Consider the following 17,054-nt stretch of genomic DNA (forward strand, 5'->3'; position numbering starts at 1 on the left):
CAATAGGGGGTCCGCTGTGAGTTTTAACGACTCAGAGTTGCACTTACCTTCAAGACTTGAACTCAACCCATGGACAGGATCCGCCTACCCCGAGGACCGGAAGACAAGCCGCGGCGTGTCAGCGCAGCCGCTGGCTGATGACCTTCGACACCCCGTCACCCTGCATGGAGACGCCGTAGAGCGCGTCGGCGACCTCCATCGTGCGCTTCTGGTGCGTGATCACGATCAGCTGCGAGGCCTCCTGGAGCTCCTGCATGATCCGGATCAGCCGCTGCAGGTTGGTGTCGTCGAGCGCCGCCTCGACCTCGTCCATCACATAGAACGGGCTGGGCCGCGCCTTGAAGATCGACACAAGGAGGGCGACGGCGGTGAGAGACCTCTCCCCGCCGGAGAGCAGACTCAGCCGCTTGACCTTCTTGCCCGGGGGCCGCGCCTCGACGTCCACGCCCGTGGTGAGCATGTTGTCGGGATCGGTCAGGATCAGCCGCCCCTCACCGCCCGGGAACAACCGGCCGAAGACTCCTTCGAACTCCCGTGCGGTGTCCCGGTACGCCTCGGTGAAGACCTGTTCGACGCGCTCGTCGACCTCTTTCACCACCTGAAGCAGGTCGGCACGGGTCTTCTTGAGGTCCTCCAGCTGCTCGCTGAGGAACTGGTGGCGCTCCTCCAGCGCGGCGAACTCCTCCAGCGCGAGCGGGTTGACCTTTCCCAGCTGCTGGTACGCCCGTTCGGCTGACTTGAGCCGCTTCTCCTGCTCCGCCCGCGCGAACGGCCGGGGCCGGTTGCGCGGGTGCTCCGGGTCGTCGGGGAGTTCCTCGCCCTCGGCCGCGGGCGAGGGCGGCACGAGCTGATCGGGGCCGTAGTCCGCCACGAGCCCCGCCGGTTCCACACCGAGTTCCTCCAGCGCCTTCGACTCCAGCTGCTCGATGCGCAGCCGCTTCTCGGCGCCGAGAACCTCGCCACGGTGAACGGAATCCGTGAGCTTGTCCAGCTCCGCCTTCAGGTCGCGGCCGGTGCCGCGGGCGGCGGCGAGTTCCTGCTCCCGGCGCGCCTTGGCGGCCTCGGCGGCGGTGCGCTCCTTGTCGGCCCGGCCGAGGGAGACCTCGACGTGCGTGAGCAGCTGGCGCGCACCGGAGGCGACGGCCTCGGCGACGGCCGCCTCGTGTCTGAGCCGCGCCCGCCGCTGCTCGGCACGCGCGCGTGCCTCGCGTTCGGCGCGGGCGGCCCGGTCGAGCGAGTCGGCCCGCCCGGCGAGCCCCTTGACCCGTTCCTCGTGCGTACGCACCTGGAGGCGGGCCTCCATCTCGGTCTGCCGCGCGTTGGCCCCGTCGGCGGCGAGCCGGTCGCGTACGGAGGTGTCCGGCTCCTCCTCGACGGGCATCTCCTCGGCCACGGCGAGCCGTTCGGCCAGTTCCTCGGCCTCCTGTACGGCGCGGTCGAGCGCCTCCTGCGCCCGCGCGACGGCGGCGGCGGTGCGTTCGGCCTCGCCTGCCGCGCCCCGCGCCTGCCCGGCCAGCCGCCCGAGCTGCTGGGCGACGGCGGACTTCTCCCGCTCGGCGGAGCGCCGCCGCTCCCCCAACTCCTCTACCAGCGCCGCCCGTTCCGTGCGCCGCTCGGCGGCCAGGCGCTGCGCCCCGGTCAGCTCCTCGCACCGCACGGCGAGCTCTTCCAGCTCGGCCGCGGCCTCGTCGACGGACGCCTGCACCTCGAGCAGACTCGGCGCCCCGGCGGACCCGCCGTGCGCGAAGTGCGCACCGAGCAGGTCGCCTTCGGCGGTGACGGCGGTCAGCCCGGGCCGCGCGTACACGAGGTCCTCGGCGTCCTCGAGGGTGCCGACGACGACGATGCCGCGCAACAGACGCCGTACGGCGGGCATCAGTTCGGCGGGGCCACGGACGAGATCGGCCGCGTACGGCGGACCGCCGCGGTGCTCCGCAGGGGGTACGTCGGTGTGCGCGGCACCCGGCCGCCGGGCGTGTTCCGGTTCCGGCGCGGGTACGTCGTCGGGGGCGCCGCCCAGCAGCAGCGCCGCCCGGCCCGCGTCCTGTTTGCGCAACAGGCGGATCGCCTCGGCCGCCGAAGCCGGTGTCGACACCGCGATGGCGTCCGCGGCGACGCCGAACGCCGCGGCGAGCGGAACCTCGTAGCCCGGAGTCACCGACAGCAGTTCGGCGGCCGGTCCCAGCAGGCCGCCGAGGCGATCCTTCGCCCCCAACAGCGCGCCCGTACCGTCCTTGCGGCGCAGGCCGAGCGCCAGCGCCTCGCGCCGGGCCGCCGTCGCCGCGCGCCTGCGTTCCGCCGCCGTGACCGCTTCACGGGCCGCCGTCAGGGCGGACTCCGCTTCGGACAGGGCGAGCTTCGCCGCCTCGTGCCGCTCCGCCAGGTCCGCGTCGCCCGCGTCCAGCCCGTCGACCTCGTCCTTGAGCTGCTCGTACTCCTCCTGCGCCGCGACCGCGCGCTCCTGCGCCTCGTCCCGCGCGGACGCGAGCCGGTCGATCTCGGCCTGGGCGGAGGCCGCCCGGGAACGGGCCGCGTTGACCTGCCCGTTGAGGCGGGCCAGCCCCTCGCGCCGGTCGGCGATGGCACGCGCCACGTCCTTCAGGCGCCGCTCCTCGACCGCCAGTTCCCGCTCCAGCTCGGCCCGGTGCTCGACCGTGTCCTCAAGGGCCCGCTCGGCCGCCTCCAGGGCCGCTTCGAGCTCCGCCTCCTGTTCCCGGACCCGTGCGGCCTCGCGCTCCATGTCCTCGGGGTCGCGGCCACGGCGCTCCTCCGCGGGCACGGAGGTGGCGCTCTTCACGCGCGCGTCCGCCAGGGAGACGGTGCCGCGCACTCGCTCGGCGAGCTGCGACAGCTCGTACCAGGTCTGCTGGGCCCGCTGGAGACGCGGCGTCAGCTGCCGCACCTCGTCCTCCAGGAGGGCCTCGCGCTGCAAGGCCCTCTTCAGCTCGGCCTCGGCGGCCTCCTTGCGCTCCTTCAGCGCGGCCTCGTCGGCGACCTCCGTCTGGAGCGCCACCCGCAGGCGTACGAGGTCGTCGGCGAGCAGTCGCAGCCGGGCGTCGCGCAGGTCGGCCTGGATGACGGCGGCCCTGCGGGCGACGGCGGCCTGCCGCCCGAGCGGCTTGAGCTGGCGGCGCAGCTCGTCCGTCAGGTCCTGCACCCGCGCGAGATTGGCCCGCATCGCGTCCAGCTTCCGCAGCGCCTTCTCCTTGCGCTTGCGGTGCTTGAGAACGCCCGCGGCCTCCTCGATGAAGGCGCGGCGGCCCATGGGGTCGGCGTGGAGTACGGAGTCGAGCTGGCCCTGGCCGACGATGACATGCATCTCGCGGCCGATGCCGGAGTCGGACAACAGCTCCTGGATGTCGAGGAGACGGCAGGTGTCGCCGTTGATCTGGTACTCGCTGCCGCCGTTGCGGAACATGATCCGCGTGATGGTGACCTCGGCGTACTCGATGGGCAGCGCGCCGTCCGAGTTGTCGATCGTGAGGGACACCTCGGCGCGGCCCAGCGGCGGACGCCCGGTGGTGCCGGCGAAGATGACGTCCTCCATCTTGCCGCCGCGCAGCGACTTCGCCCCCTGCTCGCCCATGACCCAGCTCAGGGCGTCCACGACATTGGACTTGCCCGAGCCGTTGGGGCCCACGACACAGGTGATGCCCGGCTCGAACCGCAGCGTGGTCGCCGAGGCGAACGATTTGAACCCGCGCAGGGTCAGAGCCTTGAGGTGCACGCCGCCGGACTCTACCTTTCGCTCCGGTCTCACTCCATGAACGCGCGGTTTCGCCCCTGAACGTGCAGGGCACACCATCCGTTAAAGGAAGTGGGGGTGCGCGGGGGAAAGAAAGAAGGGACGCCGAGGAGGCGTCCCTTGCAGATCTGACAACTTAGCGGTTGATACGGGCCGCCCAACCACTGCTGTCATGGTGCCGATGCAGTGATCAGGTGAGCGCAGGCTCCGCCTGGTGTGCGTCGATGCTCTCCAGAAGCGAGTCGTGAGAAGCGGCAGCCGCGAGCGCGTCGTTCTCGGCCTGAATCCGTACGAGCTCGGATTCGAGGTCCTGTACGCGCTGCTGGAGCCGTCGCATCTCGGCGATGAGTCGCGGGTCGGAGCCGCCGACGTAACCGAGAAGCGCCTTTGCCATGATGGATGGTCCTCCACAATGAGTGACCGACCGAAGCGGGGTGGTCGTGAGGGATTCGCACCCGCGATGCTTGGCACTCTTGAGTTCTTGCTGTCGTTCAACCATGCCAAACAGCTAAGGTGCGCGGGGCTTTCAGCGTCTCACCAAAAAGTTTGACGGTCAACACGATCACACCCTGTATTGACGGGCTACCCGCTGCTGCGCGGCCTGCACGGGGCGGCGTCTGCGACTTCTGCGGGCCCTGAGGGCGTGGAGATGATCCTTACCTGGGGAGCCTGCCACGACAAGCGGTTCTTGGCAACCACCAGGCCATTTCTGCTTCAGGCATATGCCGGTGGCATGACATACCGCTTTCGCCTGGGCTCTTGCCGGCAGGACCGTCAGCGGATCAAGAAGCCGTCGTAGCTGCCGCGGGGTGTGTCCCACATCTCTGTGACACCGTCCACCCGCCCGGGCGTGTCGTCCCCCTGGAGCCAGTCGAGCAGCCCCTGGCAACCCTCGCGCGCACCCTCCGCGACGACCTGCACCCGTCCGTCGTCCAAATTGAGAGCAAAACCACTCAGCCCGCCGATCTCCAAGGCCTTGGCCCGCGTGAACCAGCGGAAACCCACACCTTGCACACGTCCGCGCACCCACGCGACGAGCCTCACGTCCTCGTTCATGGGTGCACGCTAACCGGCCAATGTCCCAAGGGGCACATCCTCCCCTGGCGCCATGCTGTACCGTCCCGACCCAATGAATCTCATATGAAACTCACCCGATGGTGTGAGTTCTGTGAGGACGTTGACCGCAAGGACGAGGAAGGCCAGAACATGGGACGCCACCGACGCTCCGCCGCCGGCCGCGCCGCCACCGGCCGCACCAGCGAGGTCACCAAGCCTCGCGGCGACAGCACCGAGAGCTACGGCCCGGAGAACCTGTACGGCTTCGCCGCGGTTCTCGAGGCCGAGCGCGAACAGCGTTCCCACCGTAAGAAGAAGGTCGCGACGCCCGTGCGCACCGGGCTGCTCGGCGTCTCCGCGGCCGTCGCCCTGGGCACGGTGGCGGTGGCCGCCGGAGTACTGCCGGGCGGCGGCAAATACACGGTCGGCGACTCCGACTCGGTGCAGGCCGGCGGTTCCCCCTCGGGCTTCGAGACCCAGCAGGGCGGCACGAACGGCACCGCGGACGACCGCGAGTCCACGTCCACGAGCCGCGGCTCCGACCGCTCGGCCTCGCCGTCCGCCGCCCCTTCGACTCCGTCGAAGAAGCCGTCGACGACGACTCCCTCGAAGAAGCCCGCCCCGACGGCGACCCAGTCCAGGACGGCCACTCCGCCGAGCAAGGCACCGAAGGCTCCGGAGGCCAGCGCCTCGGTGACGGTGTCCACCGAGACCGCGGTCGCGGCCGAGGTGCTCAAGCTAGTCAACGAGGAGCGGGCCACCGCGGGCTGCAGCCCGGTGGCGGCGAACAGCGCACTGTCGCAGCTGGCGACGGCCTTCAGCGAGGACATGGCCGCGCGTGACTTCTTCGACCACACCGACCCCGGCGGCAACGACCCCTGGGACCGCGCGGCGACGGCAGGTGTCACCGGCCTCGGCGGCGAGAACATAGCCCGCGGCCAGGCCACCGCCGAGGCCGTGATGGAGTCGTGGATGAACAGCCCCGGCCACCGCGCGAACATACTGAACTGCGACTTCAAGACGCTGGGCGTGGGAGTGCACTTCGGCGCGGGCGGCCCTTGGTGGACGCAGGACTTCGGGTACTGAGTCAGCTGACGAACGTTCGTAAGCGCGGCGGGCCGACGTGCCGGTCCCGGCCGGCGGTTGGTGGCCGGCCCAGGTTGCGGCGGCCAACGAACGTTCGTACGCCAAACACCGCCGCTCCAGTTAGCTGACGAACGTTCGTCAGCTAACTGGAGCGGCTTACCTGACGAACGTTCGTCAGCTACGCCGCCGCACGCCCCAGCGCGAACACCCGCGCCGCCTCCGCCACCCGGCGGCCGAGGTGCTCGGCGGTGGCGATGTCGGCCTTGTGGACGGCCTCGGGGCCCTCGTCGATGTTCGTCTGGGCGGCGGCGCCGGCGAACACACCGAGACGGTTCAGGTCGGTCTCGGCGGCCGTGCTGCTGTTCCAGCCCGGGTGCAGGCCGAGGTTGATCCAGTTCATGCCGTGCTGCGCCGCCAGGATCTGGAAGAACTGGAGCGTGTGCAGCTTGTCGCCGCTCTTGGAGCCGGAGTTGGTGAAGCCGGCGGCCAGCTTGTCCTTCCAGTCCTGCCCGAACCACCGCTTCGAGGACGCCTCGGCGAAGACGTGGAAGGCGCCGGACGCGGTGCCCATGTAGGTGGGCGAGCCGAAGACGATCGCGTCCGAGGCGTCGAGGACCGCCCACTGCTCCTCGGTGATCTCGTCGACGTTGATCAGGTGCGCCTGGGCGCCGGCCTCGACGGCACCGCTGCGTACGGCCTCGGCGAGGACGGCGGTGTGGCCGTGGCCGGAGTGGAAGGCGATGGAAACGACGGGCGTGGTCACGATGGGGACTCCTTGACAGCGGATCGAGCAGCACTTCACGGGAACCGCTGCTCGCTAGCGATAACCAAAGGAAAGCACTAACTTGCAGTTAGTGCAACCTCCTGGTTAGCGCTGTCTCGGAGTATGCTCATGTCATGGAACCCATCGCGCAGCCCGCCCAGGGCATCGAGAACGGCGACTGTCCGGGTCTCGCGTACGACGTGTTCGCCCGCAGCTGCCCGTCCCGGGGCACGCTGGAGCACGTCACCGGCCGCTGGGGCGCGCTCACGCTGGGCGCGCTGCACGACGGCTCGTTCCGCTTCAACGAGTTGCGCCGCCGTGTCGACGGCGTCAGCGAGAAGATGCTGTCCCAGACGCTGCACGCGCTGGAGCGCGACGGTCTGGTGCACCGCGACGCCCAGGCCACGAACCCGCCACGCGTCGACTACTCGCTCACCCCGCTCGGTCGCGACGTCGCCGAGCGCCTGCTGACGCTCATCCGGTTCGTGGAGGGCCGCATGGACGAGGTACTGGTGGCACGGGAGCGCTACGACGGGGCCCGCGCGTAGCTGGAATCCCGGGCCGGCTTCTCACCTGGCTGCGGGCTGTGCGGGCAGGTTGAAGACGTGCCCCGGGGTGACGATCTTCGTGATCGCCTCGCCGAAGAGTGTGCTGGGCTCGGTGCCGGCGTGGTTGATGTCGGTGTTCAGCAGCACGACGAGGGTTGCCTGCGCCGACGGGAGATAGATGGTCAGGGACTCGTAGCCCGGCAGTGAGCCGTTGTGCCCGATCCAGCCCTGGACGTTGAAGATGCCGAGGCCGTATCCGGCCCCCGGGATCGTGGTGGGGGGCGTGTTGAGCCGTTGCTTCTGCGTGACGGGACTGATCAGGCTGTCACCGTCGGGCAGGATGCCCGTGGCCACCGTGCGCGCCCATGTGCGCAGATCGTCCAGGTCGGAGATCATCGCGCCGGCCGCCCAACCCCAGGAGGGGTTCCAGTCGGTCGCGTTCTCGACCTCGCCGGTCGCGGTCTGGTCCGTGTATCCCTGCGCGTGCGGGTTCGGGAAAGCCGCGTCGGCCGGGAGGGACGTGTGGTTCATGCCGGCCGGCTCCAGGACGTTCTGCCGTATGAAGTCTCCGAGCGGCCGGCCGCCTGCCTTCTCGACGACCAGGCCGAGCAGGATGAGGTTGGTGTTGCAGTAGGAGAACTTCTCGCCCGGCGGGAACAGCACAGGGTGCTTGAAGGCGTAGTCGAGCAGCTGCTGCGGCGTGAACGGGCGCCGCGGGTCGGACGTCAGCGCCTTGAAGAAGCCGTCGTCCTCGGTGTAGTTGAAGAGCCCGCTGCGCATCCCGGCCAGCTCGCGCAGGGTGATCTTGTCGCCGTTGGGCACACCGTCGACGTACTTGCCGATCGGATCGTCCAGGCCCACCTTGTGCTCGTCCACCAGCTCCAGCAGCGCCGTCACGGTGAACGTCTTGGTCTCGCTGCCGATCCGCATGTACAGGTCCGGCGACATCCGCTCGCCGCCGCTCTTGTCCGCGACCCCGAACGACCGTACGTGCTGCCCCTGGTCGGACGTCCACAGGCCCACGGTCACCCCGGGCACGTTCGCCTCGCGCATGACCCGCCGCACGGCCTCGTCGACCTGCTTCGTCACGGCAGGAGTGAGGGTGCGGAAATCACCCGTGGAAGCCGACGCGGAATCGGACGGCGTGGGCGGCTCGACGGCGGTGGCGGAGGCTGTGGCGGCGGCGGTGGCGGAGGCCGGCGCACCTGAGGCGGCCCCGCCCGCGAACGGCACCATGAGCGTCCCTACCGCTATGGCGGTCACGGCGCCCCTGCGCAGTCGTACGGTCGAGTGCGTCATGGGCTGACTCCAGCCAAATAAGGACAAAACCCACAACTATCGTAGGGCGCATTCCCTACCCGGGCCATTCGCCGTGCCACCCGAAGCATGTCCCGCCGGAAGCGCGGCCCCACCCGGCCCCCTGCCCCGTCAACCGCCTACACGGTGACGCGCGGCGCCCGCTGGCACTTGGGGCAGAAGTAGCTGGACCTGTTCATCCACGGCCGTCGCCGCATCGGGGTGGCACAGCGCCGGCAGGGCAACCCCTCACGTCCATAGGCGTCGAGTGAGCGGTCGAAGTAGCCGGACTCGCCATTGACGTTGACGTACAGGCTGTCGAAGCTGGTGCCGCCGACGGCGAGGGCCGCGTTCATCACATCCCGTACGTGGCCCAGGAGTTCGGCCGTACGCGGGCGCGTGAAGCCGGCCGTGGGGCGCTCGTAGTGGATGCGCGCCCGCCACAGCGCCTCGTCCGCATAGATGTTGCCGACGCCGCTGATCAACGACTGGTCGAGCAGGGCCCGCTTGACGGTCGTACGCTTCCGGCGCAGCGCCTCGTGGAAGGCGGCGTCGTCGAAGAGCGGGTCGAGCGGGTCACGGGCGATGTGCGCGATGACGTCGGGCAGACCGTCGGGCGTGGTGTCGTGCAACGAGAGCCCGCCGAAGGTGCGTTGGTCGACGAAGCGGAGTTCGGTGCCGAGGGCGTCGGCGAAGCGCACCCGGATGCGCAGATGCCTCTCGTCGGCACAGTCGTGCGGCTGCACCAGCAGCTGACCGCTCATTCCGAGATGCGCCAGGACGGCCGTGTCGGTCGTCTCCAACGGGAGCCAGAGGTACTTTCCGCGGCGGCTCGGCACCCCGACCCGCCGGCCCTTCAGGCGGTGCGCGAAGTCCTCGCCGCCCGCGGTGTGGCGTCGTACGGCACGTGGGTGCAGCACCTCGACATCGGCGACGGTGCGGTGGGCGACCCACCGCTCCAGGCCTCGCCGTACAACCTCGACCTCGGGCAATTCGGGCATGACGACTCCCCCACGCACCATAGCGCCCGCCCCGGTCGGGGCGGGCGCTCGGTTGACTGATCAGGCGGACGCCGAGGACGCGTCGGCGTTTCCCTGGGCGCGCTCGGCGGCCTCGGCCGCCGTCTGAGCGGCCTGGGCGGCTGCCTTCGCGCGTTCGTCCGCCGCGGAGCGGATCGCACGCCACGCGGACTCCGCGGCCTGCTGTTCCGCTTCCTTCTTGCTGCGGCCGGTGCCGGTGCCGTACGAGACGCCTCCGACGCGGGCGGCAGCAGTAAAGGTCTTCTCGTGGTCCGGGCCGGTCTCCGTGACCAGGTACTCGGGCACGCCGAGCCCCTCGGTCGCGGTGAGCTCCTGGAGGCTGGTTTTCCAGTCCAGGCCCGCGCCCAGATTCGAGGACTTCTCGATCAGCGGATCGAAGAGCCGGTGAACGAGTTCGCCCGCCGCTTCGAGACCCTGGTCGAGATAGACCGCGCCGATCACCGCTTCAAGGGTGTCGGCGAGGATGGATGCCTTGTCCCGGCCGCCCGTGCCCTCTTCGCCCCGGCCAAGCCGGATGAAGGAGCCCAGTTCGAGTCCGCGACCGACCTCCGCCAGCGCACGTGAGTTGACCACCGCGGCCCGCAGCTTGGCCAACTGGCCTTCTGGGAGGTCGGGGTGGGTGCGGTACAGCGTGTCCGTGACCACGAGGCCGAGTACGGAGTCCCCGAGGAACTCCAGACGCTCGTTGGTGGGCAGGCCGCCGTTCTCGTACGCGTACGAACGGTGGGTCAGCGCACGCACCAGAAGGGCGGACTCGAGCTTGTAGCCGAGCCGCCCTTCCAGAAGCGTGTGGGACGAGGCTGTGTTGTCCGCCTTTTTCTTGGCGGTTGAGTCCGCCTTGGCGTCAGACATCAGACCTCTCACCAGCCGCTCAGACCTCGAGGACCTGGCGCTTGTTGTAAGTGCCGCAAGACGGGCACGCAATGTGCTGCAGCTTGGGCTCGTGGCAGCGCTCGCACGCAACCAGGGTGGGGACCGCAGCCTTCCACTGCGACCGGCGGTGGCGCGTGTTGCTGCGCGACATCTTCCGCTTCGGAACAGCCACGGCTACTTCTCCTGCTTCTCGTCGACGTGCGCTGATGGAAGCGCGCCGCCGCTCATCTCGTCCTTCTCGCCGTCTTCGAGTGAACCGGCGAGTCCCTGCAGTGCCGCCCAACGGATGTCGACGGCGTCATGGTGGTGGTCCGGGTCGTCCGCGAGCCGGGCTCCGCATTCGGAGCACAGGCCCGGGCAGTCGTCCTGGCACACCGGCTGCATCGGCAGTGCAAGCACCACCGCGTCACGCAGCACGGTTTCGAGGTCGAACAGGCCGTCCTCGAGAAAGAGCCTGTCCTCGTCTTCCTCGGCGTCGTCGACCGGCTCCGCCTTTTCGCGGCCCCGGTCGTCGGCGTCAGGGTACGAGAACATCTCCTGGAAGTCCGCTTCGAGCTGCTGCTCAAGCGGCTCCAGACACCTTACGCACTCCCCCTCGGCCTGTGCACGGGCGGTGCCTGTGACAAGCACCCCTTCCATGACCGACTCGATGCGGAGCCTGAGCTCCACCGGCGCGCCTTCCGGCACTCCGATGACTCCCTGGATCCCGAGATCCCGGGGAGCGTCGATCGTGCGGGTCAGGCGCTGCAGCGCGCCAGGACGCCGCCCCAGCTCGTGTGTGTCGAACACGAGAGGGTTGCGGTGGTCGAGGCGGGCGTTCAGGGCCATTCCTGCTTTCGATCTTCGAAACTCATGATGTCGCCGCCCTGTGAGTTCCCGGGCAGCTGAGATCGCGGACGTACGCGCGACCGAACAGCCAGGATACTGGACCTTTCGCTCTCGGCCCAATCCGGTGGCGCTCCCGACGCTCAGTGACCGCCGCGCCCCTGTTCGTAGGCCCGCAGCTGCTCCGCACTGATCATGCTGGTGTCGAAGAGGCTGGCCTCGTCCAGGTCGTGTGCCTGCGGCTGGGAGTCGTGCGTCTGCGGCTGGGAGTAGCCCTGCTGCTGGTTCTGGTCGTACGCCGTCTGCTGGTCGTAGCCCTGCTGCGGGTACGCGGCGTACGGGTCGGCCGTCGGCTGGTAGCCGTACGCGTCCTGCTGGCCGTACTGCTGCTGGTAGCCGTAGGGATCGGGGGTCTGCTGCTGGTACGCGTAGGCGTCCTGCCCGCCGTACTGCGGCTGAGCCGGGATCTCAGGGGCCTGGGGGGTCTGGGGCGGTGCCGAGGGCTGGTCGGGGGTGTTGCCGAGGTCCGCCAGACCGGCCAGGTAGTCGGCGTCGCTGGTGTGCTGGACGGGCGTTCCGTCGTCCGTGAGGGCGCCCAGGTCGTCGCTGGCGATGCGGCCGTGCAGCTTCTGCCTGCCGCGGCCGACGGCCTCCAGGGTCTTGGCGAGGACGGCCTCGAAGGCGCCGAGCTTGACGTCGACGTAGGCGTCGGCGTTGTGGCGCAGGGTCTCGGGGTCGTGGCTGCGCTCGGGGGCGTCCTCGTCCTCGAATCCCTGTTCGTCGACGCCGGGCCCGGTGCCGAGGAGCTTCTCGCGGCCGCGGCCGACGGAGCCGAGGGTCTTGGTGAGGACGACCTCGAAGTTGGCGAGCTTGGAGTCGACGTAGTCGTCGGCCTCGGTGCGGATCTCCTCGGCCTCCTGGCGGGCCTCGGAGAGGATGCGGTCCGCCTCGTTCCGGGAGCGGCGGGCGACCTCGGTGTCGGAGATCAGGGAGCCGCGCTCGGCGTGTGCGGTCTCGATGATCCGCTCGGCCTCCTGGCGGGCCCGCTCGACCATCTGTTCGCGGTCGCCGATCAGCTCCTGGGCATGGGCGAGGGAGCCGGGCAGCGCCTCACGCACCTCTTCGAGCATCGAGAGCAGCTCGGCGCGGTTGACCACGCAGGAGGCCGACATGGGCATGGACCGGGCGCCGGAGACCGCCGCGACGATCTCATCAAGCTTCTTCTGCACGTCCACCGTGTGCTCGCCACTCTCTACAGCTTGATGGAGACGGACGGGTCGACTGTACGACCAGTCGGCGGCCACCCGACACCGGGTGACGGGCTGTCAGGTTCCGGGGGCTTCCCGGGAGACCCCTGAGGGCCCCCGGGCCTCCCGCGAGCTTCTCAGTCCTGCTTGAGGCGCCCGTTGAGGGCTTCCAGGACCGCCGGCGGCACCAGATGCGAGACGTCGCCGCCCCAGGCCGCCACCTCCTTGACGAGCGAGGAGGACAGGAAGCTGTAGGTGGGGTTGGTGGGGACGAAGAGGGTCTCCACGCCCGAGAGGCCGATGTTCATCTGGGCCATCTGCAGCTCGTAGTCGAAGTCGCTGACGGCGCGCAGGCCCTTGACGATCGCGGGGATGTCGCGCTGCTTGCAGAAGTCGACGAGGAGGCCGTGGAAGGACTCCACCTCGACGTTCCCGAATTCCGCGGTGACCTGGCGGATCAGCTCGATCCGCTCGTCGACCTCGAACAGGCCCTTCTTGGACTGGTTGATCATCACCGCGACGTGCACCACGTCGTACAGCTTGGAGGCGCGGGCGATGATGTCGAGATGTCCGTTGGTGATCGGGTCGAATGACCCGGGACAGACGGCGCGGCGCAACTGAGGTCCCTCGCTCTCCGGTCCGGTCATCGTGCGTCTTCGCACGTAGAGGCGGCGCGACCGTACCAAAACGTTCCCTCGCCGTAACGACGGGACCGGATCGGCTCGAAGCCGTCCGGCCACCGGAATTCGCCGCCTCTGGTGCTGCGCTCCACGGTGACGAGGGCTTCGCCCGCGAGCCAGCCCCCCGTGCGGAGTGTGAGCAGAATCTCGCGAAGATCGTCGTCCGAGACCGCGTACGGGGGGTCGAGGAAGACGATGTCGTACGGGTCCGCCGACGCCGGAGTCTGGACGATCTGTTCCGCTTTGCCCGCTCTGACCTCGGCGCCGGGGAGGCCCAGCGACTTCACGTTCTCGCGGACGGTGCGGACCGCGCGGGTGTCGGCCTCCACCAGGAGGGTGTGCCCGGCGCCCCGGCTGAGCGCCTCCAGGCCGACGGCGCCGGAGCCGGCGTACAGGTCGAGGACCCGCTCGCCGTCCAGCGGGCCGCCGAGGAGGGCCTGCCAGGTGGAGAAGAGGCCCTCGCGCGCGCGGTCGGAGGTGGGACGGGTGCCGTTGCCCGGCGGGACGGCCAGACGGCGTCCGCCGGCCCGACCGGCGATCACGCGGGTCATGAGGGTCCTTTGCGCTCGTGATGTGTCGGGCCCAGTCTGTCAGCCCTTGTCCAGGTACTGCTCGCGCTCCTCGTCCAGCAAGGCCTCCAGGGCGGTGCGCAGGCCCGGGAGGTGCCCCAGCTCCGGGTCGGCGGCGACCACTGCGGCCGCCTCCTCGCGGGCCTCGGCGATGATCTCCTCGTCCTCGATGACGGCGAGCATGCGCAGCGAGGAGCGGACGCCGGACTGGGCCTGGCCGAGGACGTCGCCCTCGCGGCGCTGTTCGAGGTCGATGCGGGAGAGCTCGAAGCCGTCGAGGGTGGACGCCACCGCGTTCAGCCGCTGGCGGGCCGGGCTCGCCTCGGGCATCTCGGTCACCAGGAGACAGAGCCCGGCGGCCGAGCCACGGCCGACGCGGCCGCGCAACTGGTGCAGCTGGGAGACGCCGAAACGGTCCGCGTCCATGATCACCATCGCGGTGGCGTTGGGCACGTTCACCCCGACCTCGATGACCGTCGTCGCGACCAGGACGTCCCTCTCGCCGGCGGCGAAGCGGCGCATCACGGCGTCCTTGTCGTCGGGCGGCATCCGCCCGTGCAGGACCTCCACCCCCAGGCCCTGGAGCGGGCCCTTGGCGAGCTGGTCCGCGACCTCCAGGACGGCGAGCGGGGGCCGCTTCTCGGCCTCGTCCTCCGGGGACTTCTTCTTGGCCTTCTTGGGGTCGTCCTCCTCGTCACCGATGCGGGCGCACACGACGTACGCCTGATGGCCCTTGCCGACCTCCTCCCGCACGCGCTCCCAGGCGCGCGCGAGGAAGTGGGGCTTGTCGGCGGCCGGGACGACATGGCTGGCGATCGGCGAGCGGCCGGCGGGGAGCTGGTCGAGGACGGAGGTCTCCAGATCGCCGAAGACGGTCATGGCGACGGTCCGCGGAATGGGCGTGGCGGTCATGACGAGCAGGTGCGGCGGCTGCTTGCCCTTGCCGCGCAGGGCGTCGCGCTGCTCGACCCCGAAGCGGTGCTGCTCGTCCACCACGACCAGACCGAGGTCGTGGAACTGCACCTTGTCCTCGATCAGCGCGTGCGTGCCGATGACGATCCCGGCCTCACCGGTGACGAGGTCGAGCAGGGCCTGCCGCCGCGCGGCGGCGCCCATGGAGCCGGTGAGCAGCACGACCTTCGTGGAGTGCTCGGCCCCGCCGAGCATCCCGCCCTCGGCCAGCTCGCCCATCATCTCCGTGATGGAGCGGTGGTGCTGCTGGGCGAGCACTTCGGTGGGGGCGAGCATGGCGGCCTGCCCGCCGGAGTCGACGACGGCGAGCATGGCGCGGAGCGCCACCATGGTGTTGTGGGTCACTGTGAAGTTGTCAGTGACATAAGCGTGGCTCGGGTGACCGACACTGATGCACTGGGCCGGTTTGCGACCTACGTACTCGACGGCTCGAATGCCTCGTCGGAATGTGTTGTATTTCGGGCGCGGGCGCACGCGATCGGCCTTACGGGACAGCCTGAAGGGCGCGTACTCATCAGGGAGCGCCACCGACACATGGAACGCGGCCTTCTCGGGCAGCACTCGCGCCCGGCCCCCCAGCGAACGCACGAGCCAGGCGACATCCTCTGCGAGTCTGAGCGATGCGGAGCGGAGAGAGACGCTCATCCCATCCGCGTGCACCGTGCCGTCAGTGTCCAGAAGCCCTTGCAGGAGCGAGAGACGGTTCTTGATCGACGTGTTCTTGAAGTCCTCGGGAATGAACTTGCCGTGGGACGTCTTACCCCACAGATCCAGCCTGCGCAGAGCCTGGATGACAGGATTCCGCACACCGCCGGAGCGCTGCTTCAGCTGGATGGTGTAGTCGCAGCGGGAACCCGTCACGGGAACCAGCCGGCAGTCAGGTGCCACGGCATCCGCCGCAGCGTCGCGGATCTCGTCATCGACCGTGGACAAACGCAGATTGTGTCGGAATGAGCCGTCGCCCAACAGCAGCCCGAAAAGATAGGGATCCAGTGGCAGGCCGACATCCGGTCCCAGGTCGACCGGGGTCGCGGCAGGGACGTACCACTTTGACGACCCGTTCGCCTTGAACGTGTCGAGGCGGATCTCCCGCGTGGTCATCACCTTGGGCGTCTGGCCACGATGCCACCCGCAACTCGTACCGACGATCCAGAGGTGCTCGTCGTCGCACTCCACGGAACTTCCGTCGGAGAGAACGATGCGCCAGACGTCACGCACTCCCTGGGGGAATACCCCGTCGATCAGTGCGATCTCTCCGTTGGGCACGACAACCTCGTCGCCCTCCCGCAGGTCTCCCATCCGTCGGAAACCCGTGGGGGCCAGCACCAGCGAGTCGAGGGGCTGAGCCTTACCGGAACCCACCTCTCCCTGGAGCAGCCGGTGCATCGGGTGCTCGGTCGCCAGGTCGTCGAAGATCTCCTTGGAGACCTTCTGCTGGCCTTCGGTGAGGGTGAAGGGGAGCTTGGCGTCGAAGGCGGTGAGGAGGCCGTCGGGCTTGGGTTTCCTTGCCGCGGCCGGGAGTTGGGCGTCGGCGTGGCGGCGGCGGGCCAGGGCCACCTGGAGGACGAAGGCCTCGTCCCACTTCAGGCGGGCGCGGGCGTCCTCGATGTCCGCCTTGGTGTGGGGGCGGTGGATCTTCAGGAGGGCCTCGGGCAGGGAGATCAGGCCACGGCCGTCCCGGAGGGAGTCGGGGAGCGGGTCGAGCGCCTCCTGGACGCTCGGCAGCACCGTCTGCACGGACTTGGCGATCTTCCAGGACTCCAGCTTGGCGGTGGCCGGGTAGATCGGGATGAGGGCGCCGGCCCAGCTGTCCACGCTCTCCGCGGCTTCGTCGTCGGCGCCGCGCAGCAGCTCGTACGCCGGATGGGCCAGCTGGAGGCGGCGGTTGAAGACGGAGACCTTGCCCGAGAACATCGCGCGTGTGCCCGGCAGGAGGTCCTTGTGCGGCTTGTGCACGCCGTTGCCGAAGAAGACCAGCTGGAGGCGGCCGCTGCCGTCGGTGATGGTCACTTCGAGGCGCTGGCCCTTGCCGCGGGGTGCCTTGGCCGAGGCGAAGGTGTGCAGGCGGGCGTCGGCGACCTGGGCGACCACCGTCACATGCTCGTCCATGGGCAGGTCGGCGAGGTGGGTGAGCTGCCCGCGCTCCTCGTACCTGCGCGGATAGTGGTGCAGCAGGTCTCCGACGGTGTGCAGGCCGAGGTGCTCGGCCATCACCTTCGCGGTGGCGGGTCCGAGCACCTTCTTCAGTGGTTCTTCGAGCGCGGGCACGAGATCCATTGCACACCACGGCACTGACATTGCCGTATACGCCCTGGAAAGCCGCTGGTCAGACGGCTCGTTCCGGACCCGGTACC

Annotated in this window: 15 protein-coding genes; 2 read left to right on the plus strand and 13 right to left on the minus strand. The window is 69.6% G+C overall.

The window, feature by feature from the left end:
- Window positions 1-118: 118 nt before the first annotated feature.
- The 3 genes from smc to GTY58_RS13910 form a co-directional block, all read right to left on the minus strand.
- Window positions 119-3,727, minus strand: coding sequence for a chromosome segregation protein SMC (smc, locus tag GTY58_RS13900; protein ID WP_010984092.1), 3,609 nt, complete (start codon window positions 3,725-3,727; stop codon window positions 119-121).
- Window positions 3,728-3,935: 208 nt separating this feature from the next.
- Window positions 3,936-4,139: a hypothetical protein gene (locus GTY58_RS13905; RefSeq protein WP_037649730.1), complete on the minus strand. Its 204-nt coding sequence runs from the start codon at window positions 4,137-4,139 to the stop codon at window positions 3,936-3,938.
- A gap of 380 nt (window positions 4,140-4,519) precedes the next feature.
- A complete protein-coding gene (locus GTY58_RS13910) occupies window positions 4,520-4,801 on the minus strand; it encodes an acylphosphatase (protein WP_010984093.1) in 282 nt (93 codons plus the stop codon).
- A gap of 150 nt (window positions 4,802-4,951) precedes the next feature.
- Here GTY58_RS13910 and GTY58_RS13915 point away from each other — a divergent pair, with 150 nt between their 5' ends.
- Window positions 4,952-5,887, plus strand: coding sequence for a CAP domain-containing protein (locus GTY58_RS13915; protein ID WP_010984094.1), 936 nt, complete (start codon window positions 4,952-4,954; stop codon window positions 5,885-5,887).
- Between the two features lie 178 nt (window positions 5,888-6,065).
- On the opposite strand, the gene GTY58_RS13920 is transcribed toward GTY58_RS13915, so the two are convergent.
- Window positions 6,066-6,650: a flavodoxin family protein gene (locus GTY58_RS13920; protein ID WP_037649732.1), complete on the minus strand. Its 585-nt coding sequence runs from the start codon at window positions 6,648-6,650 to the stop codon at window positions 6,066-6,068.
- 134 nt (window positions 6,651-6,784) lie between these two features.
- Between GTY58_RS13920 and GTY58_RS13925 the strand changes: the two genes are divergently transcribed.
- The gene (locus tag GTY58_RS13925) at window positions 6,785-7,198 is read left to right on the plus strand and encodes a helix-turn-helix domain-containing protein (protein ID WP_010984096.1); all 414 of its coding nucleotides are present in this window, start codon (window positions 6,785-6,787) and stop codon (window positions 7,196-7,198) included.
- A gap of 21 nt (window positions 7,199-7,219) precedes the next feature.
- Here the strand turns inward: GTY58_RS13925 and GTY58_RS13930 are convergent, their stop codons facing one another.
- From GTY58_RS13930 to GTY58_RS13970, 9 genes are all read right to left on the minus strand, one after another.
- Window positions 7,220-8,497 carry a serine hydrolase domain-containing protein gene (locus GTY58_RS13930; protein ID WP_037649733.1) on the minus strand — a complete coding sequence of 426 codons (1,278 nt, stop codon included), beginning with the start codon at window positions 8,495-8,497 and terminating at the stop codon, window positions 7,220-7,222.
- A gap of 137 nt (window positions 8,498-8,634) precedes the next feature.
- Complete coding sequence (gene mutM, locus GTY58_RS13935) at window positions 8,635-9,495, minus strand: bifunctional DNA-formamidopyrimidine glycosylase/DNA-(apurinic or apyrimidinic site) lyase (protein WP_010984098.1); 861 nt, start codon at window positions 9,493-9,495, stop codon at window positions 8,635-8,637.
- Window positions 9,496-9,555: 60 nt separating this feature from the next.
- Window positions 9,556-10,386 carry a ribonuclease III gene (gene rnc / locus GTY58_RS13940; RefSeq protein ID WP_010984099.1) on the minus strand — a complete coding sequence of 277 codons (831 nt, stop codon included), beginning with the start codon at window positions 10,384-10,386 and terminating at the stop codon, window positions 9,556-9,558.
- 19 nt (window positions 10,387-10,405) lie between these two features.
- On the minus strand, window positions 10,406-10,579 hold the full coding sequence (rpmF, locus tag GTY58_RS13945; protein WP_007493396.1) for a 50S ribosomal protein L32: 174 nt from the start codon (window positions 10,577-10,579) through the stop codon (window positions 10,406-10,408).
- A 2-nt stretch (window positions 10,580-10,581) separates the two neighbouring features.
- Complete coding sequence (locus GTY58_RS13950) at window positions 10,582-11,235, minus strand: YceD family protein (protein ID WP_010984100.1); 654 nt, start codon at window positions 11,233-11,235, stop codon at window positions 10,582-10,584.
- Window positions 11,236-11,375: 140 nt separating this feature from the next.
- A complete protein-coding gene (locus GTY58_RS13955; protein ID WP_010984101.1) occupies window positions 11,376-12,467 on the minus strand; it encodes an ATP synthase F0 subunit B in 1,092 nt (363 codons plus the stop codon).
- Between the two features lie 149 nt (window positions 12,468-12,616).
- The gene (gene coaD / locus GTY58_RS13960; RefSeq protein ID WP_010984102.1) at window positions 12,617-13,096 is read right to left on the minus strand and encodes a pantetheine-phosphate adenylyltransferase; all 480 of its coding nucleotides are present in this window, start codon (window positions 13,094-13,096) and stop codon (window positions 12,617-12,619) included.
- A gap of 26 nt (window positions 13,097-13,122) precedes the next feature.
- Window positions 13,123-13,710: a 16S rRNA (guanine(966)-N(2))-methyltransferase RsmD gene (gene rsmD, locus GTY58_RS13965; RefSeq protein WP_010984103.1), complete on the minus strand. Its 588-nt coding sequence runs from the start codon at window positions 13,708-13,710 to the stop codon at window positions 13,123-13,125.
- A 39-nt stretch (window positions 13,711-13,749) separates the two neighbouring features.
- Window positions 13,750-16,977 carry a helicase-related protein gene (locus GTY58_RS13970; RefSeq protein WP_010984104.1) on the minus strand — a complete coding sequence of 1,076 codons (3,228 nt, stop codon included), beginning with the start codon at window positions 16,975-16,977 and terminating at the stop codon, window positions 13,750-13,752.
- Window positions 16,978-17,054 lie beyond the last annotated feature (77 nt).

Origin of the sequence: Streptomyces sp. SID5469 (assembly GCF_009862865.1) — a bacterium.
Classification (GTDB): Bacteria; Actinomycetota; Actinomycetes; order Streptomycetales; family Streptomycetaceae; genus Streptomyces; species Streptomyces avermitilis.

Bases quoted from the DNA above. Each gene is read 5' to 3' on its own strand.
- GTY58_RS13915 (WP_010984094.1), top strand. From the start codon at position 4,952: ATGGGACGCCACCGACGCTCCGCCGCCGGCCGCGCCGCCACCGGCCGC.
- rsmD (WP_010984103.1), bottom strand. From the start codon at position 13,710: ATGACCCGCGTGATCGCCGGTCGGGCCGGCGGACGCCGTCTGGCCGTC.
- rnc (WP_010984099.1), bottom strand. From the start codon at position 10,386: ATGTCTGACGCCAAGGCGGACTCAACCGCCAAGAAAAAGGCGGACAAC.
- GTY58_RS13910 (WP_010984093.1), bottom strand. From the start codon at position 4,801: ATGAACGAGGACGTGAGGCTCGTCGCGTGGGTGCGCGGACGTGTGCAA.
- GTY58_RS13930 (WP_037649733.1), bottom strand. From the start codon at position 8,497: ATGACGCACTCGACCGTACGACTGCGCAGGGGCGCCGTGACCGCCATA.
- GTY58_RS13970 (WP_010984104.1), bottom strand. From the start codon at position 16,977: ATGGATCTCGTGCCCGCGCTCGAAGAACCACTGAAGAAGGTGCTCGGA.
- mutM (WP_010984098.1), bottom strand. From the start codon at position 9,495: ATGCCCGAATTGCCCGAGGTCGAGGTTGTACGGCGAGGCCTGGAGCGG.
- GTY58_RS13950 (WP_010984100.1), bottom strand. From the start codon at position 11,235: ATGGCCCTGAACGCCCGCCTCGACCACCGCAACCCTCTCGTGTTCGAC.
- GTY58_RS13925 (WP_010984096.1), top strand. From the start codon at position 6,785: ATGGAACCCATCGCGCAGCCCGCCCAGGGCATCGAGAACGGCGACTGT.
- GTY58_RS13905 (WP_037649730.1), bottom strand. From the start codon at position 4,139: ATGGCAAAGGCGCTTCTCGGTTACGTCGGCGGCTCCGACCCGCGACTC.